The 23,940-nt window shown below is 60.5% G+C and carries 21 protein-coding genes; 6 read left to right on the top strand and 15 right to left on the bottom strand.

The window, feature by feature from the left end; genetic code table 11:
• Positions 1–244: 244 nt before the first annotated feature.
• Positions 245–2,725, top strand: a complete 2,481-nt coding sequence (locus ACO08A_RS15005; RefSeq protein WP_422036817.1) for a Tex family protein — start codon at positions 245–247, stop codon at positions 2,723–2,725.
• Between the two features lie 3 nt (positions 2,726–2,728).
• Here the strand turns inward: ACO08A_RS15005 and ACO08A_RS15000 are convergent, their stop codons facing one another.
• Positions 2,729–3,490, bottom strand: a complete 762-nt coding sequence (locus ACO08A_RS15000) for a hypothetical protein (RefSeq protein ID WP_422036816.1) — start codon at positions 3,488–3,490, stop codon at positions 2,729–2,731.
• Between the two features lie 422 nt (positions 3,491–3,912).
• Here ACO08A_RS15000 and ACO08A_RS14995 point away from each other — a divergent pair, with 422 nt between their 5' ends.
• Together ACO08A_RS14995 and ACO08A_RS14990 are read left to right on the top strand one after the other, a co-directional pair.
• A complete protein-coding gene (locus ACO08A_RS14995) occupies positions 3,913–4,599 on the top strand; it encodes a DUF2270 domain-containing protein (protein WP_422036815.1) in 687 nt (228 codons plus the stop codon).
• A 99-nt stretch (positions 4,600–4,698) separates the two neighbouring features.
• The gene (locus tag ACO08A_RS14990) at positions 4,699–5,136 is read left to right on the top strand and encodes a GNAT family N-acetyltransferase (protein WP_422036814.1); all 438 of its coding nucleotides are present in this window, start codon (positions 4,699–4,701) and stop codon (positions 5,134–5,136) included.
• 11 nt (positions 5,137–5,147) lie between these two features.
• On the opposite strand, the gene ACO08A_RS14985 is transcribed toward ACO08A_RS14990, so the two are convergent.
• The 7 genes from ACO08A_RS14985 to ACO08A_RS14955 form a co-directional block, all read right to left on the bottom strand.
• On the bottom strand, positions 5,148–5,840 hold the full coding sequence (locus ACO08A_RS14985) for an aquaporin (RefSeq protein WP_422036813.1): 693 nt from the start codon (positions 5,838–5,840) through the stop codon (positions 5,148–5,150).
• A 14-nt stretch (positions 5,841–5,854) separates the two neighbouring features.
• On the bottom strand, positions 5,855–6,343 hold the full coding sequence (locus tag ACO08A_RS14980; RefSeq protein ID WP_421979730.1) for an arsenate reductase ArsC: 489 nt from the start codon (positions 6,341–6,343) through the stop codon (positions 5,855–5,857).
• 28 nt (positions 6,344–6,371) lie between these two features.
• Positions 6,372–6,725 carry an ArsR/SmtB family transcription factor gene (locus tag ACO08A_RS14975; RefSeq protein WP_422036812.1) on the bottom strand — a complete coding sequence of 118 codons (354 nt, stop codon included), beginning with the start codon at positions 6,723–6,725 and terminating at the stop codon, positions 6,372–6,374.
• A 73-nt stretch (positions 6,726–6,798) separates the two neighbouring features.
• Positions 6,799–8,139, bottom strand: coding sequence for an MFS transporter (locus ACO08A_RS14970; protein WP_422036811.1), 1,341 nt, complete (start codon positions 8,137–8,139; stop codon positions 6,799–6,801).
• Between the two features lie 163 nt (positions 8,140–8,302).
• Complete coding sequence (glpK, locus tag ACO08A_RS14965; protein WP_422036810.1) at positions 8,303–9,796, bottom strand: glycerol kinase GlpK; 1,494 nt, start codon at positions 9,794–9,796, stop codon at positions 8,303–8,305.
• Between the two features lie 72 nt (positions 9,797–9,868).
• The gene (gene glpD, locus ACO08A_RS14960; RefSeq protein ID WP_422036809.1) at positions 9,869–11,389 is read right to left on the bottom strand and encodes a glycerol-3-phosphate dehydrogenase; all 1,521 of its coding nucleotides are present in this window, start codon (positions 11,387–11,389) and stop codon (positions 9,869–9,871) included.
• A gap of 272 nt (positions 11,390–11,661) precedes the next feature.
• Positions 11,662–13,971, bottom strand: a complete 2,310-nt coding sequence (locus tag ACO08A_RS14955; RefSeq protein WP_422036808.1) for a mechanosensitive ion channel domain-containing protein — start codon at positions 13,969–13,971, stop codon at positions 11,662–11,664.
• A 289-nt stretch (positions 13,972–14,260) separates the two neighbouring features.
• Between ACO08A_RS14955 and ACO08A_RS14950 the strand changes: the two genes are divergently transcribed.
• Complete coding sequence (locus tag ACO08A_RS14950; RefSeq protein WP_422036807.1) at positions 14,261–15,334, top strand: DUF2336 domain-containing protein; 1,074 nt, start codon at positions 14,261–14,263, stop codon at positions 15,332–15,334.
• A gap of 299 nt (positions 15,335–15,633) precedes the next feature.
• Here the strand turns inward: ACO08A_RS14950 and ACO08A_RS14945 are convergent, their stop codons facing one another.
• The 3 genes from ACO08A_RS14945 to fliI form a co-directional block, all read right to left on the bottom strand.
• Positions 15,634–16,068: a paraquat-inducible protein A gene (locus ACO08A_RS14945; protein WP_421979737.1), complete on the bottom strand. Its 435-nt coding sequence runs from the start codon at positions 16,066–16,068 to the stop codon at positions 15,634–15,636.
• A gap of 212 nt (positions 16,069–16,280) precedes the next feature.
• Positions 16,281–16,688, bottom strand: a complete 408-nt coding sequence (gene fliJ / locus ACO08A_RS14940) for a flagellar export protein FliJ (RefSeq protein WP_422036806.1) — start codon at positions 16,686–16,688, stop codon at positions 16,281–16,283.
• A 28-nt stretch (positions 16,689–16,716) separates the two neighbouring features.
• Entirely contained in the window at positions 16,717–18,042 is a 1,326-nt protein-coding gene (gene fliI / locus ACO08A_RS14935) for a flagellar protein export ATPase FliI (RefSeq protein WP_422036805.1), read from the bottom strand.
• Positions 18,043–18,412: 370 nt separating this feature from the next.
• Between fliI and ctrA the strand changes: the two genes are divergently transcribed.
• Positions 18,413–19,105 carry a response regulator transcription factor CtrA gene (gene ctrA / locus ACO08A_RS14930; protein WP_029064643.1) on the top strand — a complete coding sequence of 231 codons (693 nt, stop codon included), beginning with the start codon at positions 18,413–18,415 and terminating at the stop codon, positions 19,103–19,105.
• A gap of 135 nt (positions 19,106–19,240) precedes the next feature.
• Here ctrA and ACO08A_RS14925 read toward each other — a convergent pair whose 3' ends face one another.
• Complete coding sequence (locus ACO08A_RS14925; protein WP_422036804.1) at positions 19,241–20,209, bottom strand: MBL fold metallo-hydrolase; 969 nt, start codon at positions 20,207–20,209, stop codon at positions 19,241–19,243.
• Between the two features lie 302 nt (positions 20,210–20,511).
• Between ACO08A_RS14925 and ACO08A_RS14920 the strand changes: the two genes are divergently transcribed.
• Positions 20,512–21,405, top strand: coding sequence for a LytTR family DNA-binding domain-containing protein (locus ACO08A_RS14920; protein WP_422036803.1), 894 nt, complete (start codon positions 20,512–20,514; stop codon positions 21,403–21,405).
• Positions 21,406–21,419: 14 nt separating this feature from the next.
• On the opposite strand, the gene ACO08A_RS14915 is transcribed toward ACO08A_RS14920, so the two are convergent.
• From ACO08A_RS14915 to ACO08A_RS14905, 3 genes are read right to left on the bottom strand one after another with little or no spacing between them, the layout of a single operon-like run.
• Positions 21,420–22,304, bottom strand: coding sequence for a CheR family methyltransferase (locus ACO08A_RS14915; protein ID WP_422036802.1), 885 nt, complete (start codon positions 22,302–22,304; stop codon positions 21,420–21,422).
• Positions 22,301–23,521: a protein-glutamate methylesterase/protein-glutamine glutaminase gene (locus ACO08A_RS14910; protein ID WP_422036801.1), complete on the bottom strand. Its 1,221-nt coding sequence runs from the start codon at positions 23,519–23,521 to the stop codon at positions 22,301–22,303. Before ACO08A_RS14910 ends, ACO08A_RS14915 begins: the two co-directional genes overlap by 4 nt.
• Positions 23,522–23,542: 21 nt before the next feature.
• Positions 23,543–23,908 carry a response regulator gene (locus tag ACO08A_RS14905; protein WP_306144202.1) on the bottom strand — a complete coding sequence of 122 codons (366 nt, stop codon included), beginning with the start codon at positions 23,906–23,908 and terminating at the stop codon, positions 23,543–23,545.
• Positions 23,909–23,940: the final 32 nt, after the last annotated feature.

Raw genomic sequence — 23,940 nt, 5'->3', positions numbered from 1 at the left:
ATTTTGTTGCATTTCGTTCGGCGAACTCCAAAAAACAATCAGCAAGTGTGTCCCGATTGCATGATGTTTCCAGACTTGGTTCGGAACGGAACAGTATTGAGCAAGGTCTCGAGAGCAAACGGTAACGACCGTTCTACCCGTCTGGAAATTGCCGGTGGACGGCGAAACCGGATCTCTTTTCCGACCGGTCAAGGCGGCATATCTTGCACCGTTCGGACCCGACCATGCATGAGACGCAGCAACCATGACCAGTATTTCTTCCAATAGCAGCGCACAGGCAAACGGCGGACAGGGGGCATCAGGCGATGTCGCCCTGCGCATTGCGCACCGAATTGCAGACGAGATCGGATGCAAGGCGGGCCAGGTGAACGCAACCGTTCAGATGCTGGACGAAGGATCGACCGTTCCCTTCATCGCGCGGTACCGCAAGGAAGCGACAGGCGGACTGGACGACAGCCAGCTCCGCAAGCTGGAGGAACGGCTGATCTACCTGCGCGAACTGGAGGACAGGCGCGGCGCTATCACCCGCTCGATTGAAGAACAGGGCAAACTCACCGACGAGCTCACGGCCGGTATCCAGGCTGCCGAAACCAAGTCGCAACTGGAAGACATCTATCTGCCCTTCAAGAAGAAACGGCGGACGAAGGCACAGATCGCACGCGAGGCCGGGCTGGAGCCCCTGGCGGACCTGCTGCTCGGCGATCCGGCCAGGACGCCGGAGACCGAGGCGTCCGCCTTCGTGGATGAGGCGAAGGGCGTTACCGACACCAAGGCGGCACTCGACGGTGCCCGCCAGATCCTGATGGAACGCTTTGCCGAAAATGCCGAACTGGTCGGCCGTCTGCGCCGCCACGTGGAAGACCGGGGCGTCGTGCAGTCGAAACTGGTCGACGGCATGGCGGAAAAAGGTGCCAAGTTTGCCGACTATTTCGACTATTCGGAAAAGTGGTCGAAAATTCCGAGCCACCGGGCACTCGCCCTGTTCAGAGGCCGGAACGAGGGCATTCTTGCCGTTGATCTGACCGTCGATGCCGACGATGTCTCCCCGGTGCTGCCGGCGGTGAAGATGGTCGCAGACACTTACGCGATTGCCGACCGCGGCCGGCCGGCGGACAAGTGGCTGATGGATGTCGCCCGCTTCGCCTGGAAGGTGAAACTGGCCCTTCATCTTGAACTCGACCTGATGGGTGTTCTGCGCGACAAGGCCGAGGAAGAGGCGATCCAGGTCTTTGCAAGGAACCTGAAGGATCTCCTCCTCGCAGCGCCAGCGGGCGCAAGGTCGACGCTCGGCCTCGACCCGGGCATTCGCACCGGCGTGAAGGTTGCGGTCGTGGACGAGACGGGAAAGCTCGTCGACACGGCAACCATCTATCCGTTCCAGCCGCGCAACGATGTCTCCGGATCCCGGTCGGCCCTTCTGGCGCTGATCGCGAAGCACAAGGTCGGCCTGATCGCCATCGGCAACGGCACGGCGAGCCGGGAAACCGACAAGCTGACCGGTGATGTGCTCACCGACATTCCCGCCGCACAGCGCCCGGTCAAGGTGATCGTCAACGAGGCCGGGGCCTCCGTCTATTCAGCGTCCGAACTCGCGGCCAGGGAAATGCCCGATATCGATGTCTCGCTGCGCGGCGCGGCCTCCATCGCGCGCCGCCTGCAGGACCCGCTCGCCGAACTCGTGAAGATCGAGCCGAAATCGATCGGCGTCGGCCAGTACCAGCACGACGTCAACCAGACGCGCCTCGCCCGTGCGCTCGATGCCGTCGTCGAAGACGCGGTGAACGCGGTCGGTGTCGATCTCAACACCGCTTCCGCAGCGCTTCTATCCAGGATCTCCGGCCTTTCGGACAGTCTGGCCAAGGCCGTTGTCGACCATCGCGACGCGATCGGTCGCTTCGAAAAGCGTTCGCAACTGAAAGACGTTCCGCGTCTTGGTGCCAAGGCCTACGAGCTTTGTGCCGGTTTCCTGCGCATCACCGGCGGCAAGGAACCGCTCGATGCCTCTTCGGTGCACCCGGAAGCCTATCCGCTGGCCAAGCGGATCGTGAAGGCCTGCGGCCGGGACGTCCGCCAGATCATGGGGGATGCGTCCGCGTTGAGCGCACTGGACGCCTCTGACTTCACCGACGAGAAATTCGGACTGCCGACCGTTCGGGACATTCTCGCCGAACTTGAAAAACCGGGCCGCGACCCGCGCCCGGAATTCAAGACCGCGGCGCTTCAGGATGGTGTCGAGGAGATCTCGGACCTGAAACCGGGCATGAAGCTGGAAGGGACGGTCACGAATGTCACCAACTTCGGCGCCTTCGTCGATGTCGGCGTGCATCAGGACGGCTTGGTTCATGTCTCCCAGCTTGCCGACCGTTTCGTCGACGATCCGCACCAGGTGGTCAAGGCCGGCGACATCGTCAAGGTGACGATCCTCGACGTGGACGTTCCCCGCAAGCGGATCTCCATGACCATGAAATCCCAGGCCGACTATCAGGGCCAGCGGGAGCGCTCGGACAGGGACCGCTCCGGGTCAAACAACCGCAATCAGGGCAACCGCAATCAGGGCAACCGCAACCCGGCTCAGCGCGGGCCGGGCGGCCGAGAGCCCGGAGACGGCAGCCCGCGTGGTGGGGGCGGTGGCAAAGGCGGCGCGCCGAAGAGTTCCGGCGACGGTGGCGGCAACAATGCCATGGCCGCTGCGCTGGCAGCCGCGATGAACAAGAAACGGAAATAGGCTTCAGGCGAAGACGTCCGCTTCCGCGACGGGCGACTCGCCCCGTTCTTCAAGGTCCTTCAGGTAGGCCCGGCAGACAATGACCGAAAACACGGCAAACCCGTAGCCGGACACCAGTTTGGCAAGCAGCAGGACGATGCCTCCGGGAATATTCGGTGCGCCCGCAGGCGTTATGGCATCGGAACCGATACCCGCGTTTTCGGCGAATAACAGGATCAGCACCGCAAGGCCCGCCAGGGCGCCGGACCCGAAAAGAAGCCTCGGAAGCAGGTATCCGGCTTGACGGAGCGACCGGCCCACCGCTGGTCCGATCCCGGCGCTGACACCCTTCAGATGCGCGGGAAAAACCGTGCCGAACAGGAACGTGGTCAGGAAGGCGACGGCAGCACCGGCCAGAACCGTGAAGACAAGAAAGATCTCCTGCCCCTGCAAACCGGCCGGAAACACGGACAGGGCGCCGAACACGACAACCAGCGAGATCACGACGACCGGCAGATAAAGCAGCAATATGTAGCGAAGCATGAAGCCGCCGTATTTCCTGTTGATGTCCTTGGACTTGATATCCAGCCCCATCAAGGCCGCGCAAAGATAGAAAACGATCCCGGATTCGACCAGCGCCCGTGCGACCGTCAACGCGTTGGCGAGGTCGTAAACGATGCCGGCGGTTTCAAGCACCCAGATCGCCGCGATAAATCCGAAAAAATATGTCCAGCACCCGGCGATTGCCGAGAATGCTTGCGTGAAAATGTTCTGATCCGGCTTCAAGAATCACCTCTGGGTTGCGGCTGGATCTTCGTTAGGCCACAGATTGCTTTTCCACACAACAACAATTGGATCACCGGCCGACGACAAGAAAGGGAAGGCTCGACGCTGACGGCGGCAAAGGCTAGGGTACGGTCCCAAAAATGAAGTCAATTTGGTTTTGATCGTTTTGACCAGCTGTGAGGAGCGGAAGCGCCGGAAATGTGGTTCATTTTCAAGCCTTTCGCGACGATGCAGAAGGTCAAAACGGCAAAATCCGAAGGACGGCAAAATGGCTTCGCCTCGCAGCGTCACCGCGCTTGACAGGGCAAAAAGCCCGCTCTGCACACGCTTCCTCGCGAGATCTTGCCATTTATGTCGCCAAATCGGCTTCATTTATGGGTCCGCACCCTAGTTTTGCAGAACGAACAGACGAGGCACAGGGCATGTTGGAGGAAGATGCCAGGGAGGACTGGCCGAAGCAGGATATCGAGTCCGGCACGATCGGTGCGCTCGCCCACCTTTACCGGGCCGAGGTTTTCCGCAGTACCCATTGGCGCACGCGCCTGGACAACACCACCAACTGGGCCGTTGTCACGACGGGCATCGCCCTTTCCGCCACGTTTGCCAATCGCGAGGCATCGCCGCTGCCGATGGTGCTGGTCGGGTTGCTGGTCACTGTCTTCCTGATCTTCGAGGCGAGGCGCTACCGCTACTACAACATGTTCCGTGCCCGCGCCCGGCTGATGGAATCCGATTTCTACGCCCCGATCCTCTACGGAAAAAAGGTGCCCTGGAGCGGCGACTGGGCAAAACTCCTCGCCGACGACTACGAAACGCCGCACTATCACATCAGTCTCGTCCGCGCTGCCGGACGGCGCCTGCGCAGCAATTATTCCTGGATCCTCGCCATCCAGGCCGTTGCCTATTTCGGCAAGCTCGCCATTCACCCCGTTCCCCTGACTGAGCTATCCGAGGCCTTCGAGCGTGCCGCGATCGGCCCCGTGCCCGGCTATCTCGTCTTCCTTGCCGGCGTGATCTTCCACACCAGCTGGATCGTCTTTGCCATCGTCACGCTGCGCCTCGACAAGCGCTACCGCAAGAAGCGCAAGTCGCCGATGCAGGCGATCTGACGGGGCACGCCCGGCAGCACGGAAACCGCTCAAAAGTTGACGCAGCTCAAGCGACCGGTTGAAATTGCCCCTCTATGGTCGGCTGAGTGGCGTTAAGGCATGAGTTACGTCGAGATCTCGTTTGCGGATGAAAAGGACAGGGCGGCGATTACCGCAACCGTCGAAGACCGTCTGCTCCACGCATTGGCCGAGGAAAACGAGCAATCGGACAACGAGGCCTTCGTACTCAAGGCAACCGATGACAAGGGCAAGCTTCTCGGTGGTCTGACCGCAGGCACGTCCTATCACTGGCTCCTGATCAAGACGCTCTGGGTGGATGACAGCGTGCGCGGCGCAGGTCTCGGCGCCCGGCTTGTGGAGCTCGCCGAACATGAGGCGCGCCGTCTTGGCTGCCATGCAGCCTGGCTGGACACATCCAGTCCGGACGCGCACAGGTTCTATCAGAAACTCGGCTACGAGGATTTCGGCATTCTCGGCAATCTGCGCGGTCAGTCCCTGCCGGATCACCGGCGCTGGTTCATGAAGAAGGATCTTTGAACCGGCGCCCTTTACGACCTGACAGCGTCCTGTTCGGCGGACTTTTCCGAAGTCAGAAGCCAGGAGAACAGGGCAAGTGCCAGCGCAGCTCCAATGAATTCCGCAACGATGAAACCCGGCAGGTCGATGGGCCGAATGCCCGCGAACGTGTCGGTGAACGCGCGCGAGATCGCGACAGCCGGGTTGGCGAAGGAGGTCGACGCGGTGAACCAGTAGGCCGCAGTAATGTAGAGGCCGACCAGCCAGGGCACGGCGGCTTCGCGAAACCGGATACCGGCCAGGATGCTGGCCAGCAGGCCGAACGTCGCGACGATTTCCGCCACCCATTGCGCAGGCCCGGTCCGGGCCGTCGTCGAGGCCTGAAGAACCGCTTCCTCGAACATCACGTGGGCGATGAGCGTGCCGCATATACCGCCGGCGATCTGGGCCGCGATGTAGCTGAGGCCGACCGTCAGGGTCAGGTTGCGTTTCAGCCAGAAAACGAAGGTCACGGCCGGGTTGAAATGCGCGCCGGAAATCGGCCCGAGGATCGTGATCAACACGACCAGGATGGCGCCGGTCGGGATGGTATTACCGAGCAGCGAAACGGCGACATCGTCGGAGAGCCTGTCGGCCATGATCCCCGATCCGACCACCGTACCGACGAGCATTGCGGTCCCAAGCGCCTCGGCGGTCAGGCGTCGGTTCAAACTGAATTCTGACATGAAGGAAACCCCGGTTAGTCGGATGTGGCGCCGATGGCCGCCAGTCTGCTTTTGCCGTCCTCGGCCTCAAAGACATCGTCGCCAAGTGCGAGCATGGCGTTGATCCGCCGTTCCAGCCTTTGATAGGCCAGGTCGAAGGCCGCGCCGCGCGCATCATCGTCGCCTTCAACAGAGGCCGGGTCGGGAATGCCCCAGTGCACGACCATCGGGTGGCCGGGCCAGACCGGGCAGGCTTCGCCGGCCGCGTTGTCGCAGACGGTAATGATCAGATCCATTTTCGGCGCATCCGCGCCCGCGAACTCTTCCCAGCTCTTGGACCGGAACCCTTCGGCGGAAAGCCCGTGCCGTTCAAGACAGGTCAGCGCGTCGGGATTGACCGTGCCCCTTGGGGTCGAGCCGGCTGAGAAGGTCGCGAACCGGCCCTTGCCGAGATGGCGCAGCAGCGCCTCCCCGAGCACCGAGCGGGCGGAATTCGCCGTACATAATATCAAGGCATTGCGCATTGTCGGATTGACCGCCTGGAACCTGGCTTCAGAAACCCTTTGTTTCCGAGCACGAACTGGAAGAGAACAGATTGGCGATTGGCGCACACAGGTCCGGGTTTCCACCGCAGCAGTCCTGCAGGAGATAGGTCACCAGATGCTGCATGGTCGCCAGCTCCGCACTGTAGTGAATGGAGCGCCCGTCGCGTTCGGCCTGCACAAGACCGGCCCGCGACAGGGCGCCAAGATGGGTCGACAGGGTGTTCGGACGAACGTCGAGTGCGTCTGATATGGCACCGGCGGACATGCCCTCTTTTCCGGCTTTCACCAGAAGGCGAAAGACCTCGAGGCGTGTTTCCTGTCCAAGGGCGGCCAGTGCATTCAGGGCGTCGTCTTTTTCCATAATTCGAGAATACTCGAAATAACGAAATATTCAACAGCCTTTTCCAATCCTGCCTGTTGATTGGCCCGGCGCATCAGACCTTCCGGTAGGCGATGAGCGCGTAGACGAAGGCGAGTGCGACCAGCAGGGCTGCCAGGCCAAGGACGGCTTCGTAACCACCGATGGCAAAGGCTGCGCTTGAGGCCGACAGGCCGACCGTGCCGCCGATCATCTGTGCCGCCATCGCGATGCCGCCGCCCTGCCCGTGCTTGTATTCGGGAAGCGAACCCATGATGGCGGCCCGGCTCGGCAGAAAGAGAAACGGAAAGGCGACGCCCGCAACCAGCAGACCCGGCGCAATCAGGTAGATGTTGTTCAGCGGCGCGACCAGAAACAGCCAGAGCAGACACGCGAACAGAAGCAGATGGCCGACAAAGGCAAGCTTGCGCGGATGCGTCCTGCCGACAAGCCGCCCGCAATAGGCGGCGACAAACGGCTGCGGGATCGGGGTCAGCACGATCAGGAACCCGGCGGCCAGCGCACTGAGTTTCAATTCCGTCTGCGCATAAAGGGCCATGAAGACGAAGATCGGCATCTTGGCGTATTGCGCCATGAACAGGTTCACGTTGCTCGCGGAGAACACCGGGTTGGTGAAGAGGTCGACTTCAATGAGCGGTGCCTCCTGCCGCAGTTCAAACATGCAGAACGCGCCAAGCATAATCCCGCCGCAAAGAAGCAGAAACCAGATCAGCGGGCTTTCCCAGCCCCAGTCATCGGCCTCCATGAGCGCAAAGACAATGCAGAACATCCCGATCGCAATCAGCACCAGTCCCGTCCAGTCGATGCGCCGTCCGGGCGGCCGCTCGACGTCGCGCCAGGTGAGCGTGACGACAATCGCGATCCCGATCACCAGGAACGGATTGATCCAGAAGATCCAGCGCCAGCTCAGGAATTCGGTGAACGCACCACCGGCTAGCGGGCCGAGGGAAAGAAAGATGGTCCCGACGGACCCGGTGACCGCCAGCGCCATCCCGTGCTGTTCCTTCGGGAAGGTCATGGTCACCATGGCCATGAACAGCGGAAACATCACCGCGGCCCCGAGCCCCTGAAAGGCACGCGCGATAATCAGCACCTCACCGGATGGCGCGAAGCCGCAGACAACCGAGAAGACGCCGAATGTCGCCAGTCCGAGGAGGAACATGCGCAGGATGCCGAACAGATCGCCGAGCTTGCCGCCGACGGCGACGAAACAGGCGAGTGTCAGCAGATAGGCGTTGACGATCCAGTGCGCTTCATTGCTGGACAGCGAAAAGGTTTCCTGGATGGAGGGCAGCGCGATCCCGACGACGGTCTCGTCCAGGAGCACCAGTCCGAGCACGCAGCTGACGGCCCCAAGCAGCCACCACTTCCGATTCGCCTCGCCGATCATCTGCATGGCGCCCCCACACCAAAACGTCCGCACAGGGGCGATCTCCCCATGCGCAAGACGGAAAGGGTGGCGGAAAAGTCATGGGGAAACAAGGCGAAGGTTCCGGCCGCGGCGTCTGCACCGTCGCCCCAAAGAAAAAGCTTCCGCCTGAGCGGGAGCCTTTGTCTGATCAGTCGGTGCTGGTTCGGGTACGCGTGACCGCGTCCTTCCACCCGGCCAGAAGCCGTTTTCGATCTGCCTCTGACAGTTTGGGTTCGAAGCGCCTTTCCAGCTGCCATTGCGCGGAGAATGCCTCCTCACCGGGCCATATTCCCGCCTTCGAGCCTGCCAGCCAGGCAGACCCGAGTGCCGTCGTTTCCGCAACGGTCGGACGGTCGACCGGCGCACCGAGGATGTCGGCCAGGAACTGCATGGTCCAGTCCGAAGCGGTCATGCCCCCGTCCACGCGCAGAACCGGCTTTTCCGCATCCGACCAGTCGGCCCGCATGGCATCGACCAGATCGCTGGTCTGGTATCCGACACTTTGCAGAACGGCGCGTGCGATTTCCTTCGGCCCGGTATTGCGCGTCAGGCCGAACATCGCACCGCGGGCATCTGCGTCCCAATAGGGCGCACCCAGCCCGACAAATGCCGGCACCAGGTAGACGTCGTGGTTCGGGTCTGCCTGTTCGGCAAGCGACTGTGTCTGCTCCGCACTGTCGATCAGGCCAAGCCCGTCGCGCAGCCATTGCACTGCTGCGCCGGCAACGAAGATCGATCCTTCCAGGGCATAGGTGGTTTTGCCGTTCAGCCGGTAGGCGATCGTCGTCAGCATCCGGTTGTGCGAGCGCACCGCCGTTTCGCCCGTGTTCATGAGCGCGAAGCAGCCCGTGCCGTAGGTCGATTTCACCATGCCCGGCTTGAAACAGGCCTGGCCGACCGTCGCGGCCTGCTGGTCGCCGGCGACACCCAGGATCGGGATCGGCCTGCCGAACAGCTCCGCATCGGTCGCACCGAACTCGTCGGCGCTATCCTTGACCTCTGGCAAGAGGCTCAGCGGGATGTTGAGCACCTTGCAAAGGTCCTCGTCCCAGCGGTTTTCGTGAATATTGTAGATCAGCGTACGCGCAGCATTGGTCGCATCGGTCACGTGGACAGTGCCGCCGGTCAACTGCCAGATCAGCCAGGTGTCCACGGTTCCGAACGCGAGTTCGCCCCGTTCCGCACGCGCCCGCACTCCGTCGACATTGTCGAGCAGCCAGGCGATCTTCGTTCCGGAGAAATAGGGATCAAGCAGCAGACCGGTCTTGGCGGTGAACGTCTCCTCCAGCCCCTGTTCCCGCAATCCTGCGCAGAATTCCGAGGTTCGCCGGTCCTGCCAGACGATGGCGTTGTAGACCGGTTCACCGGTCGACCTGTCCCAGATAAGCGTCGTTTCGCGCTGGTTGGTGATCCCGATCGCCGCAACGCCTGCGCCCTGGTCCGGGGCTTTTTCCATCGCCTCGCGGCAGACCCGCAGTGTGCTGGTCCAGATATCCGACGGCGAATGCTCCACCCAGCCGGATTTCGGAAAATGTTGCGGAAACTCCTGCTGTCCAACACTGATGGGGCTGAAGCCGTCGTCGAAGACGATCGCACGGCTTGACGTTGTGCCCTGGTCTATCGCCAAAACACATCCGGCCATGGCGCACCTCCCACTTTTATTGCTTGTTGAGAAGAACTGCCGGCGCGCCCGGCAGCCTGAAATCCGCTCCGACTATGCCGCAGCCCCGGTCCGGTCTGCAAGATGGCCGGACATGTAGGCATCGAGAGCGTCCACTTCCTGTTTGCCGAGGCGCAGCCCGAGTTTCGTGCGCCGCCACAGCACGTCTTCGGCCGTGCGCGCCCACTCCCGCTCCATCAGCCACTTGACTTCCGCCTCATGGAGATTGGAACCGAACGCCTTTCCGAGATCTTCCAGCGAAGCGGCCTCGCCCAGGATGCGGCGTGCATCCGTTCCGTAGAGACGGACCAGCCGCGTGGCAAAACCGGTATCCAGGAACGGATAGTCGCGTTCCAGTCCGGACACCTCGGCGTCGAACGCATCGACCTTGAATCCCCCGCCCGGCAGCGGCTTTTCTGACGTCCAGACACCGCTCTTGAACGGAACGAAATCCTCGAGCTTGGCCAGCACCTGCTCGGCCAGCTTCCGGTAGGTCGTGATCTTGCCACCGAAAACGGACAGGACCACCGGCCGTTCGCTGTCACCATCCACTTCGAGAACATAGTCGCGGGTCGCCGCTTTCGCGTCCTTGGCGCCGTCGTCGTAAAGCGGCCTGACACCGGAATAGGTATGCACCACGTCTTCAGGGGTGATCTTCTTTTCCAGGTATTCGCTCGCGGCGGCGCACAGGTAGGACACCTCGTCCTCGGAAATGCGCACGTCGCTGAGATCGTCCTGGTAGTCGACATCCGTCGTCCCGATCAGCGTGAAGTCCTGCTCATAGGGAATTGCGAAGACGATCCGGCCGTCACCGTTCTGGAAAATGAAACAGCGGTCGTGATCGAACTGGCGCGGCACGATGATATGGCTTCCCTTGACCAGCCGGATCCCGGACGTGTCGTTTTCGCCAACCACACCGTGCAGAAAATCGGCAACCCAGGGCCCGGCCGCGTTGACGAGGGTCCCGGCCGTGACCGTCCTTTCGTCTCCCGTGGCGAGATCCTTCAGCGTGACCGTCCACTTGTCGCCGTCGCGGCGGGCGCTCACGCATTTTGTCCGCGTCAGGATCTCCGCACCCCGGTCGGCGGCATCGCGTGCGTTGAGAACGACAAGACGTGCATCGTCGACCCAGCAATCTGAATATTCGAACCCCTTGTGGAACAGCTTCTTCAGGCCTTGCGAAAAAGGTGCCTGATCGAGCCGCACCGTCTTGGTCGCGGGCAGACGCTTGCGGCCGCCCAGATGGTCATACATGAACAGCCCGAGGCGCAGCAGCCAGGCCGGACGCAGGTCCTTGTGGTGCGGCAGAATGAACCGCAGCGGCCAGGCGATATGCGGCGCGATGGCCCAGAGGACCTCCCGTTCCTTGAGCGCTTTGCGGACCAGGTCGAACTCGTAATATTCCAGGTAGCGGAGCCCGCCATGGATCAGTTTGGTGGAAGCCGACGAAGTCGCTCCGGCCAGATCCCCCATCTCGGCCAGAAGGACGGATGCCCCGCGTCCGACCGCATCCCGGGCGATCCCGGTTCCGTTAATGCCCCCCCCGATTACCAACAGGTCGTAGTCAGCCGCCATAGCCTCGTCTCCGGCTCGAATTGATATGCGCAATCATCCTGAAACGAAAATAAAGCGAAACTTTGCGAAATTCAATCAACAATCAGAAAATCTTCCGCGCCAAACCGCACGTGCACCATTGCGCGCGGTTGAACGCACGCCACAGGTGTTTGAAAAGATGGTGGTGGCGTTTGCAGTGAGGCAACATCCCGCGCATGCAAATTGCCGCGGATAAACAACGTCAGATCAGGTCGGTCATTCCTGCCCGGATGCCGGGGTTCGAAACACGGCCCTCAGCGCCCATCCTCTTCCGGCGGCGCATCGTCCGTCGGTTCGGGTGTCTTCTCTTTCGTTTTGCCGCCGGCCTTCTGCAGCGCGGTCTCGGCCGCATAGGGGGGTGTCGCGGCATGGTAGGTGACCTGCGGGAACGGGATTTCAATGTTCCGCTCGTCGAACACCTGCTTGATGTATTCGTTGTAGGCTCGCCCGATGCTCCACTGGTCGCCCGGCGTCGTCTTGATCCGGGCGCGGATATCGATCGAACTCGCACCGAACATGGTCACGCCGTGCATTTCCAGATCGCCGAAGATCTTGGACTTGAAATCGGTCTCCTGCAGGCGCCTGAACGCCTCGACCATCGCCTCCTTGGCGTAGGCAATGTCGGTGTCGTAGGAAACACCGATAAGCGCGACGTGATAGGAAAAGCCGCGCATGAAGTTCGACACCATGTCGACGGAGGAAAACGGAATGATATGCGTCGTGCCATCGAGGTCCCTGATCCGGACCGAGCGGATGGTGATGCCTTCCACCGTGCCGGTAATGCCGGCAACCGTGACCACGTCGCCTTCGTTGATCGCGTTCTCGATCTGGATGAAGGCACCGGTGATGATGTCCTTAACCAGCGTCTGCGCACCGAAGGAAATCGCCAGGCCGACCACGCCGGCACCGGCGATCAGCGGGCCGATATTCACCCCGATTTCCGACAGCGCCAGTAGCGCCGCCATCACCATGATGATGATGGTGAACGCGTTGCGGAACAGCTGGAACAGGGTTCGCTCGCGCGCGCTGACGATATAGCCCGCGCGCGACTGCAGGCGCAGATCCACCCAGGACATCACCGCAAGCCAGATCAGGAAGGCAACCAGCAGCACCATGACCGCCGCCCCGTAGCTGCTCACCAGCGCGGACCCGGTCTCGCTGTAGAACCAGTCGATCACCGCCAGAAGGCCCCAGATGTCGAGCAGCAGCAGGATCGTTCCGAGGAACACCACGAAGCGGATGATCTTCAACAGGCGCGGCACGAAAGCGTTGAGCCGGTACTGAAGCGCCGGAAGCTTCTGGTGCAGGTCTTCCGGCAGCCTGATGCCGCCCTTGATGGCCCGGGTCATGACCAGCGACAGCAGCATGCCGGCCATGATGGTCACGATGGAAAGCGCCGTTGCCCGCAGGATAATCGTCGTCGCGTCGAAGGGGCGCGTCACCCAGACGAGAAACACTGCGATGATGTATCCGTAGGCGCCGACGTGCCAGAGATTGCCCAGATTGGCGAGCGCCCTTTGCGCAAGGGTGGTGTGCATGGTCTCGGCATAGGCTTTCGCACCCTCGCGGACGCTGACCCGGTTTCGCTTGATCAGCACCATCAGGTAGAGCATGCCGGTGAGCACGATGATGAACCGGAGCGCATTGCCGAGCACGAACGAGACGGCGAGATTGGCGGCAGGCACCGCCAGAAAAACGCCGAAATTGTTCCAGTACATGTAGATCCGGAGCCGGGAGTACCAGTAATCCGCGCCATTGTCGGAAAACGGCAGCAAGCGCAGTTCCGGCCGCTTGGGCGCGAACACGAAGCGCAGCGCGACATTCGACATGCCCGTGATGAAGAACGCGTTGAGCGCAAGGCTCTCCTGGATCGTGACGCCGGTTTCAAGACCGCCGAACCCCGTCAGCGCCACCAGGTAGCCGACACCGAGCCCGATCGCCACGGTGGTCGCATCGATCGTCGTCGTCACCAGCAGGATACCGGCGCGCATCAGTCCGCCACCGTAGCGCGCGCGGACCGACATTTTAGGATAGATCAGCCGTGCCACGAATTGTGCAGCCAGGAACGCGGCATAGGCAGCCACCAGGACGATCGCCACTTGCAGGAGAACCTCCTGCACCCGGTCCCATTTGATCGGAATGTCGCCTCGCAGGACCAGCAGGAGCCCTCTGAGCGAGTGGCGCGAGCGATCCAGAACAACGCCGATTTCATCTGCAACGGCCCGCGTGTACTCACCCACGCGAATGACAAAACTCTGCCCCGCCGACACGGTGTCATCCGCGCCCGCCTCCGGGGGCGGCGCCGGGCTGCCCTCTTCCGTGCCCGTCCCGGACGCCGTCTGTTCAGCCTCGGCATTCTTTTTCAGAAGCTCGATCAGCTCGTCGCGGCTCTTCGGGTCGTTCAGGATCTTGATCAGCGCCTCGCTCGCCTGCTTGACATCGGGCGCTTCGGCGGACGCACTTCCTTCGGCGGGAGCCGCACTTTCACTCTGTCCGGCAGCAGGAACCACCGACCACAGAAAGGCCCCGAAAAACACGGCAAGGCACAGGCGCATGAACTTCATGTCGAATTCGCTTTGTTGACGCGCGAAGAGCGCACTCTTTCACTTCCGAACAATAGAAAGGAACCTTGCAAAAAGGAAAGCCATTTGCCTTTACATTCAACGGTTTTCGAAGAACGAGAATTTGGGAACGCGGATTTTCGAGAGATTCTTAAACCTGATCAAACAATTGCATCACTATTCGCGCTTTTCGACGCCCCGCTGAAGACTACGCATGCAAACTACTGGAGCGCCACTTTTCGGTAACGTAAAAATAACAATATTGACTAATCATTCCTCGAACGGAGGAAAAATGCCCAGTTCACTCATCAGGCTTGCAAAAGATGAGACTGCAGAGGCGAGGCAGAAACTGTTTGCCGAGGTCAGCAGGCTTGTCGCGACGGATCTGGACGACAGATCCGACTCTGAGCTTGAGCTGTTCGCGGAAGTGATGCTGAAGCTTTACGGCAGCAGCGCCACCGATGACCGGCTGCAACTGGCCCAGAAACTCGCTCCGAGCACACAAAGTCCGGCAGACCTGCTCCGCAGGATCGCACGGGACGAGGTGAAGATCGCCATGCCGGTCCTGGCGGAAAGCCAGACGCTGACAAGACAGGACCTTCTGGACCTCGTCGAACAGGTCAGCGAGGAGCACATACAGGTTCTGGCGCGCCGCAAGGATTTGCCCGTCGAGGTTTCCGACGCTCTTGCCGCGAAAGGAAGCGCAGCCGTTCTCAGGATACTTGCAGCGAACAAGCACATAACGCTGTCGCGCGAGACCATGAACGGCCTCGTCAAACTTGCCGCTGAAGACAGCACGCTACGGGACGGGCTTGCACAAAGGGCCGACCTGCCGCCTGCCGTGTGCCAGGAATTGCTGCCGCTTGTCGACGATGAGACCAAGAAGAAGCTGCGCAACGTCATCGAGGGGTCCCTCTCCAAGGAACAGCTCGACCAGATCGCGCGGCTGAAGGTATTGCGCAAGACGTTCGGCGAAGCCCTGGGCAACCAGGACGTCGGCAGCCTGTGGAGGGAAGCTGAGCGCTCGGCGGTGACACTGGATGAACTCATGATCCTGCTCTTGCAGGATGGGCGCTTTCATCACGCGATCGAATTGATGGGGGCAAGAGGCAGGATCGCGCAATCCGCGCTCAAGGATGCCATGTTCAACGGCAAACGCGACGTGGTCATTAGAACGGCCCTCAAGGCCGGGCTGGACGTTCCGGCATTCGCCCTGCTTGCCAAGGCGCGCTGTGCGCACCTCAAGCTTCCTGCAGCACAAGGAGGCGAGTGGACATCGGCCTATGCGAAGCAGATCGCGGACGCTGCCAAGGCCAGGGAAGGCCGCTGCGACGACTTTCAGGCGCGCCGGCGCGACAAGAACTGAACCCGAACAGCAGTCCCGGCTGAAATCCGTACCCTAGGGTACGGACCCATAAATGAAGAGAATTTGGTTTGGATCGTTTTGACCAACTGCGAGGAGCGAAAGCGCAGGAAATGTGTTTCATTTTCAAGCCTTTCGCGACGCAGCAGATGGCCAAAACGGCCAAATCCGAAGGACGGCAAAATGGCTTCACCTCGCAGCGTCACCGCGCTTGACCGGGCATAAAGCCCGCTCTGCACACGCTTCCTCGCGAGATTTTGCCATTTCTACCGCCAAATCGGCTTCATTTATGGGTCCGCACCCTAGATCCGTTTGCAAATGCTGGCTGCTGCAGCCGTGGTGAGCGTTGCTCCGGCGTAAAACCACAGTCCCGGCAAAATTGTCGCCGCTGCCAGACCGCTTGTCTTCGCCGCGAACAGGACCAGCGCGACGAGCATCACGTCCAGCATGGACCATTTGCCGACCGTGGAAAGCAGCGCAAGGGAACGGGACGAGCCACCGGTAAACGCGGCGACATGGATGAGCGCGATCTTCACGGCCGGAAACCCGACCGAGAAAAGCCCGACAACGGACGCAAGGGCCACGTCCCCCTGCTTCCAGAGCTCCAGGATCAATTCGATGAGGCTCGGACGCTCTTCGAGAAAGTAGAGCTTTTCAAACCGCATGAGGGGTTGGGTCAGCCCGAGCGCAAACGAAAATGTGGACAATGGCAACAACAAGGCCAGAAACAGTTTCATTGGAATGGGGCGCTCCGTGGCGTAAAAAAAAACGTCATCAGAGACAATTGTCGCCGCGGTGCCCGGATTGCAACGCGCAACGCCGCTGAACCACCGATAAAATACAATTTTCACGAAAAAACCCCGATCGCCGGATTATGCGGTCAGGGAGACGGGCATGTTGGCCGCCGGGCATGATCGAGATGCCCGGCCTGGGGAGGAAGGCCTGCGCGCTATCTGAGGCGCGCTCTTGCGGCAACTTCGTCGAGCTGTTCCTGCTCGGCCATTTCCTGGGCCGTGCGCTCACGCTGATGGTCGCGTTCTTCCAATTGTTCGAACTTTTTCAGCTCTTCGATTGCGGTACTCAATTCGTCCTGCGCACGCTGGAGCTGATCATCGAGCTCATGCGCGGAGTTGCGCAGATTGTCGCGCCGGTCGGCTGCGGCCTTGGCAAAGGTCGGATACGCAAAATGGGTGACATCCGTGATGCCGACGCGTTCCTGCTCGGTCCGGATCTGATCGTCCAGTTCATCGGCCATGCGATTGAACTCGGCAATCATGCTCTCGATCTGAGCCAGCTGGCGCCGTTTTTCATCAACTTGAAACCGCTTCAAACGGATCAAACTGTCGCGGGTTTTCATAACTCAATACTCCCCTAACATGGGCAGTCTACCCCGGAGTCATTTCCAAAAGGTTGGCAAGATGCAAATAACCTTCAGAAAGTGACGTCGCCTCGTCCTTTCCCTGATTCAGGAAGTCGTCGATGAGTTCGAACCTGTGGATTGCCTCGTCAACGGTGGGGTCCGATCCCTTGCGGTAGGCGCCGAGACGGATGAGCTCTTCCATATCCGTGTAGGTCGACAGCAACTGCCTCGCCTTGCGCAATACAGGCTGATACTCGGGCGGCACGCAACGCGGCATCGTCCGCGAAACGGATTTCAGCACGTTGATCGCGGGATATCTTCCACGTTCCGCAATCGCGCGCTCCATGACGATATGACCATCCAGGATCCCGCGCACGGCATCCGCGACCGGTTCGTTGTGGTTGTCGCCCTCGACAAGCACCGTGAAAAGACCCGTGATCGACCCCGTACCCGTCCTGCCCGGACCTGCCCGTTCCAGAAGGCGCGGCAACTCGGTGAAAACAGTTGGCGTATAACCCTTGGATGTCGGCGGTTCACCGACGGACAAACCGATCTCCCGCTGCGCCATTGCAAACCGCGTGACGGAATCCATCATGCACAGAACATTCTTGCCCTCGTCCCGGAAGTGCTCGCTGACCGTCATGGCAAGATAGGCGGCCTGCCGGCGCATCAGCACGCTCTCATCCGATGTCGCGACAACGACGACGGAGCGTGCCAGGCCGTCTTCACCCAGGTCGTCTTCTATGAATTCCTGGACTTCCCGGCCGCGCTCGCCGATCAGGCCGATGACGGCAACGTCGCAATCGGTGTTGCGTGCCAGCATCGACATCAGAACCGACTTGCCGACCCCGGACCCGGCGAAAATGCCCATGCGCTGACCTTCGCAGCAGGTGACAAACGTATTCAGCGCCCGCACACCCAGGTCGACCGGCGCCCCCACCCTCTGCCGCTCGGACGCCGGCGGCGGCGAACTTCGCAATTTGCGGGGCACCGCACCACCGGAGATCGGCCCCTTGCCGTCGATGGGGTCCCCCTGGGCGTTCACGACGCGCCCGAGCCAGGCGTCCCCGGGATGGACGACGCTTTCGCGCGAACTGATCACCGCACGGCAGCCCATGCGCACGCCTTCAAGCCCGGAGAACGGCATGCAAAGCGCCTTGTCCTCCCGGAAGCCGACCACTTCCGCGGGAACCTTCGGGTTGTCCTCGCCATTGTCGATCAGGAGACGCGAGCCGACGCTCATCTCGTGGATCGGGCCGGCGATTTCCACCAGCAGGCCCTGAACCGCCGTGACCCGCCCGTAAATTTCGGTCGGCAGAAGCGAATCAATCTCGGCAAAAAGCGCCTTCAAATGAAATTCCTTTCACTGTTAACCGTTTTGGTAACCGATCGTTTACGAGTCTGGTTAATCTTAACCTTTGGAAGGCTGACAAGCGATAGCCATTTCGAAGTCAGACCGGCTTTGTCGAAAGGAATCTGAACGGAATCGGTTAGATCTGTTTCTTAATGTTCAACATTAAGCTTTGTGAATTCGTGTTTTTTTTGGGGATTCAACAAGTTGCCCGTTGTTCACAGATTCATTTCTTCGGAGCTTGCCGCTGCGAATCATATTTTGTTAACCATTAACCGGTAGCTTTGAGTCGGGGTTAACAACAGTCCTTCGTAGCGCACCGACAGAGCCGTTGCGACTTGCCCAGGAAAGGCAGAACAAGGGGATTGGCATGCGTGTATTGTTGATTGAGGATGATAGCGCCACAGCGCAGAGCATCGAGTTGATGCTGAAGTCCGAGAACTTCAACGTCTACACGACAGATTTGGGCGAGGAAGGCATCGACCTCGGCAAACTGTACGATTACGACATCATCATGTTGGATTTGAACTTGCCGGATATGTCCGGTTATGAAGTTCTCCGGACACTTCGCGTGTCGAAGGTCAAGACGCCGATCTTGATCCTGTCCGGAAATGCCGGCATCGAGGACAAGGTTCGCGGTCTGGGCTTCGGCGCTGACGACTACATGACCAAACCGTTCCACAAGGACGAGCTGGTCGCGCGTATTCATGCGATCGTCCGCCGGTCCAAGGGACATGCCCAGTCGGTCATCGTCACCGGTGACCTTAAGGTGAACCTGGACACGAAAACGGTGGAAGTCGGCGGCCAGCGTGTCCACCTGACCGGCAAGGAATACCAGATGCTGGAGCTGCTCTCGCTCCGCAAGGGAACGACACTCACCAAGGAAATGTTCCTGAACCATCTCTACGGTGGAATGGACGAGCCAGAACTGAAGATCATCGATGTCTTCATCTGCAAGCTCAGGAAGAAGCTCGCTTCTGCCACGTCCGGAAAGAACTACATCGAAACGGTCTGGGGCCGCGGATACGTTCTGCGCGAGCCGGAAGTCGAAGCGGCGGCTTAAACGGCAAGACCACACGGAATCCAATGAAAAAGCCCCGGATGGATCATCCGGGGCTTTTTTTGTTTGATCTCGCGCTTCAGACTTACCAAAAAAAAGGCCGGCAAAGCCGACCTTTTCCATGATTTCAGGCGTTTCTCAGAGGTGCATCTGGTAGGACGCCGGAACGTAGCGGAAGCCACTGCCGTCAACGGCAACATAACCCACCGCCGGGAACGGCATGTGGTAACCGACAAACGGGATGCGGTCGGCCGCGAGCATGTCGAGAACGGACCGGCGGGTCGCCGCTGCGGCTTCCTTGTCCATGTCGAAGCGCACTTCCCATTCCGGACGCGCAAGCGACCAGACATAGTGGTTGGCAAGATCCGCCGCCAGAAGAAGCTGCTGACCGCCGCTTTCAAGCATGTAGACCGTGTGACCCGGCGTATGGCCGTGCGCGTCCATTGCAGTGATGCCGGAGGCAACGGAACCGCCACCGTTCAGGAAGGTCATCTTTTCCGCGAGCGGCTTGACGTTCTTCGTCATCAGCTTGGTAACGCCATTGGCTTCCGGGTCCATTGCCGCCCAGAAATCAAATTCCTTCTGCGCGATCACGTAACGCGCGTTCGGGAATGCCGGTGCGCCCCCTTCCATGAGACCGCCGATATGATCCGGGTGCATGTGGGTGATGACAACGACATCGACCTGCTCGGGCGTATACCCGGCGCTCTCGAGCGCAGCGCGCATGTTGCCGCGCGCAGGACGTCCGCCCTCCCCGACGCCCGTGTCAAACAGGACGAGTTCGCTGCCGGTGTTCACCAGCGTCGGCGTGAAATAGGCCCTGAACGTGTCGGAGGGAATGAAATTGTCGTCCGAATGAGCCACAAAGGCATCCGGCTCGACATTCATGCCGAATGTTTTCTGCGGTTCGCCGACCGTGACGGCGCCGTCCAGAAGCGTGTTCACCTCGAAATCGCCGACACTGTATCTGGCGACAGGCGCGGTCATGGCACCTTGCTTCTCCGCTGCGGCATGCGCGACACCTGCTGTCGTCAGGCTTGCGCCGGCGATCGCACCACCGGCGCCCAGAAGCGCGGCCCGGCGCGTCAGTTCAACTTTCAATCCCATTACAGTTTCTCCGGCAGCCTCGACATTTTCAACCTGGACGACCGAAAAGAAACAACCCGAGGCCAGTTCAATTTCAGGATTGCTTCTTGCTGAGCACGTCGCCCCTGCGGTCAAATTGGCGCAATAGCGGCGAAAGGAAACCCGCTTCTTCTTCAAAGACGTGTTATTTCGCGACTTCTTCAACCAAATGCGCGTCAAAAAAATTTCATTTTTTTCAATAGATTACATGAAATGAATTTCATGCTTCTTGAATGACGCGCTGGTTTCGCCATACTTCGGCAGCCGAAATCGAAAGTCCCTCAATGAACCGGAACTACATAATTCAGGCTTTCCTTCTGGCGCTCGCCGCCGCCTGGCTGCTTGCGTCGACACAGATCCAGCGGCCGGACAGCTGGCCGCTCGCGGGGCTCTATCTCTATTGGAGCATCCGGATTCTGTTGGAAGCCGGTCTGTTCGTTGTTTTCCTGGAGGTGTTCGCAAGGTTGCCCGGCGCCCTGGGCCAGACCCGCTGGTCCATCGTTCTGGCGGCGCTGGTCAGCCTGGTTCCGTTTGCGCTCGCCGTGACTGCGTTCGACCTCATACTCGGCCTGCCGGAACTCAACGAAATGGTCAGAACCAGTGCATCCTCGGCGGCGGCAGGCAGCACCCAATCCGTCGGCCAAACCCATATCGGCTCATTCCTGCTGGAAGTCATTTATCTGTCCGACAACCATTTTGTCCTTTGCGCCCTTTTGTCGATCCCGCTGTTTTTCCAGGCAGGGCACGCGCAATCCGCAGAAACGGCCCCCGGCACCGCAACGTTCGGAGACGATACCGAGTCTGCCGGGAACCCGGACGCAGAAACACCTGTACCTGAAAGCGGCTTTCAGCGTCATCTCGAACCGCCCCTGACAATGCCGGTCCTGCGCGCCGAAGCCCAGGAACACTACGTCCGTCTGACCACCGCCACGGAAAACCGGATGGTGCTCTATCGCTTCAACGACATCGTTGCCGAATTGCCTGACGAAACGGGAATGCAGGTGCATCGCAGTCACTGGGTGGCGTACGAGGCCATGGACCGCCTGGTCAAGGATGACAGCCGGCTTTGGCTGGAACTGACGGACGGTGAGCGTATACCTGTCAGCCGGAAATATGCTGACGACGTGCGCGGGAAGGTTGATGCACTGGCACCGGAAGCAAAAAGGGCGGCCACCTGACCGCCCCTTGTTCCTTATCGCCGGAAAGCGCCGCCGCCACCGGCGGCAAGCCGCGGCCCGGCCGGTGTCCCGGCCGCCGCCTGGACGGCCTGTTTCTTCTGGAAGAGGCCGCGTTTACCGGGGACCGGCTTGAAGGCATCCGTCAGGCCGACCACGGTTTCGGCCGCGCCTAGGACCAGATAGCCGTCATCCGGAAGCGTCCTGGAAAGCCGGCCGAGAATTTCGGACTTGGTCGCCTGGTCGAAATAGATCAGGACATTCCGGCAGAACACGATGTCGAATTCCCCGAGATGCGTGAAGCTTTCGAGCAGGTTCAGCTGTTTCCATTCGATCATGGCGCGCATGCCGGCATTGATCTGCCACATGTCGCCCTTCTGGTCGAAATATTTCAGCAGCATCTGGATCGGCAGACCGCGTTGAACCTCGAACTGGCTGTAAAGGCCGGTCTTGGCCTTTTCAAGCACTTCCTGGGACAGGTCCGTTCCAAGCACCCGTGTCCGCCAGCCCGGCATCTTGGCTGCCTCTTCCTTGAGGCAGATCCCGAGCGAATAGGGTTCCTGGCCGGTCGACGCGGCTGCGCACCAGATCTTCAGCTGGCGGCGCGTGCTGCGCGCATCCAGAAGAGCCGGAAGCATCGTGTCCTTGAAATGATCAAACGGTGTCTTGTCGCGAAAGAAGAACGACTCGTTGGTCGTCATCGCTTCGATGACTTCCGTTTCGAGCGCCCTGTTGCCACCGCGCTGCAAGGTCTGGATGACCGCGCTCAAGGTCTCGAGCTTGGAGCTGCGGGCGATCGGCTGCAGACGGCTTTCGACAAGATACTGCTTGTCATTGGACAGAACCAGGCCAGAACGCGTCTTGAGAAACGTCTTGAGGAATTCGAACTCACCGGGAGTCATCGTGTATTCCCCTTCAAAACGCGTGATACTTTGGGACCGATCTGGTTCAGCGGAAGAATGTCGCAGCACACCCCGGTCGCCGCGGCGGCGCCGGGCATCCCCCAGACGACGCTCGTCGCCTCGTCCTGCGTAATGATGCTGCCTCCGCCCGAGGCGATGGTCTTCACACCGTCCGCTCCGTCGTGGCCCATGCCCGTCAGGATGACCGCAAGGCTCGCCGATCCGTAGGCTTTGGCAACACTGTCGAACAGCGGGTCGACCGCGGGTTTGCAGAAGTTCACCGGCGGACCGTCCGTGAGGCGGATTTTGACCGCACCTGCGTCCTTCTCGACAATCATGTGCTTGCCGCCGGGAGCGACATATATGTTACCGGGCTTGAGGACTTCTCCGTCCTCGCCTTCCTTGGAAGGCCTGAGGGCCGCTTTCCCGAGATGCTCGGCAAGGATCGACGTAAATGTCGGCGGCATGTGCTGGGTGATGACGACGGGTACGTCGTTCATCGCCGTGCCGACCTCCTTCATCATCTCCTGAAGCGCCTGCGGACCGCCGGTCGACGATCCGACCGCCAGAATACGCGGGCGCGCCGAAGAATACGGCCGTGTCTTGAATTTCGGTGCAGCTGCGGCGGCGGCAGGCTGCGCAGCGCCGCGGAAACTTGCCCTTGTATCCGTTGCGGGACGCGCCGAAACAGGTCTGACCGGCTGAGTGGTCTTGCCCGCGCGTGTTTCCGCGCGCATGGTCCGCGCCGGGCCACGCATCCGGATCGCGCGTGCGCCGAGTGCCTTGACTTTCTCGATCAGCTCACGCCGGAAATCGACGGAGGTGGTGACTTCGGAATTGGACTCGGGCTTCGGAACATAGTCCGCAGCGCCGAGCGACAGCGCCTTCAGGCTGATTTCCGCATTCCGCCTGGTGAGCGTCGAGGCCATGATGACAACCAGGTCGCGCTTCTTGGCAAGCATGAGCGGCAGCGCGGTCATGCCGTCCATTTCCGGCATCTCGATGTCCAGGACAACGACGTCCGGATTGCTTTTTTCGATATCCTCGACGGCGAGTTTGCCGTTCCGGTGAGAACTGACGACTTTCAGACCCTTGTCGTCTCCGAGCCAGCGGGTCAGGAGACCGCGAATGACGACCGCGTCGTCGACGACCATGACCTTGATGGGGTCACTGCCGGGGTTAGCGCCCACAGGAGCACTTCTTTGCGCTAATGCCATAAAGACTGCCCAAACTCAAAACTAGATAAGACCGACTTCCTGAAACTTGGCTTCGACGATTTCCCTGTCGAACGGCTTCATGATGTATTCGTTCGCCCCGGCGCGAATGGCGCGGGCAATATGTGCGACGTCATTTTCCGTCGTGCAGAAAACGACCACGGGGTTTTCGCCGCCCTCTTCCGTCCGGAGACTGGTCAGGAACTCCAAACCGTCCATGACCGGCATGTTCCAGTCCAGCAGGATCGCGTCCGGCATTGTCTTCCGGCAGGCGTCGAGCGCTTGTTGCCCGTCTTCCGCTTCTTCGATTTCGAAGTTCATGTCTTCGAGGATCCGGCGGGCCACTTTACGGATGACACTCGAGTCATCAACGACGAGGCACTGTTTCATCACCTGTTACTCCACTCGTGGGCCTTTGGCCC

Source organism: Roseibium sp. (assembly GCF_965232425.1).
In the GTDB taxonomy this organism is placed as follows: Bacteria; Pseudomonadota; Alphaproteobacteria; order Rhizobiales; family Stappiaceae; genus Roseibium.
Note: the sequence above shows the minus strand (reverse complement) of the source record. Positions and strands in the feature narration are given on the sequence as shown.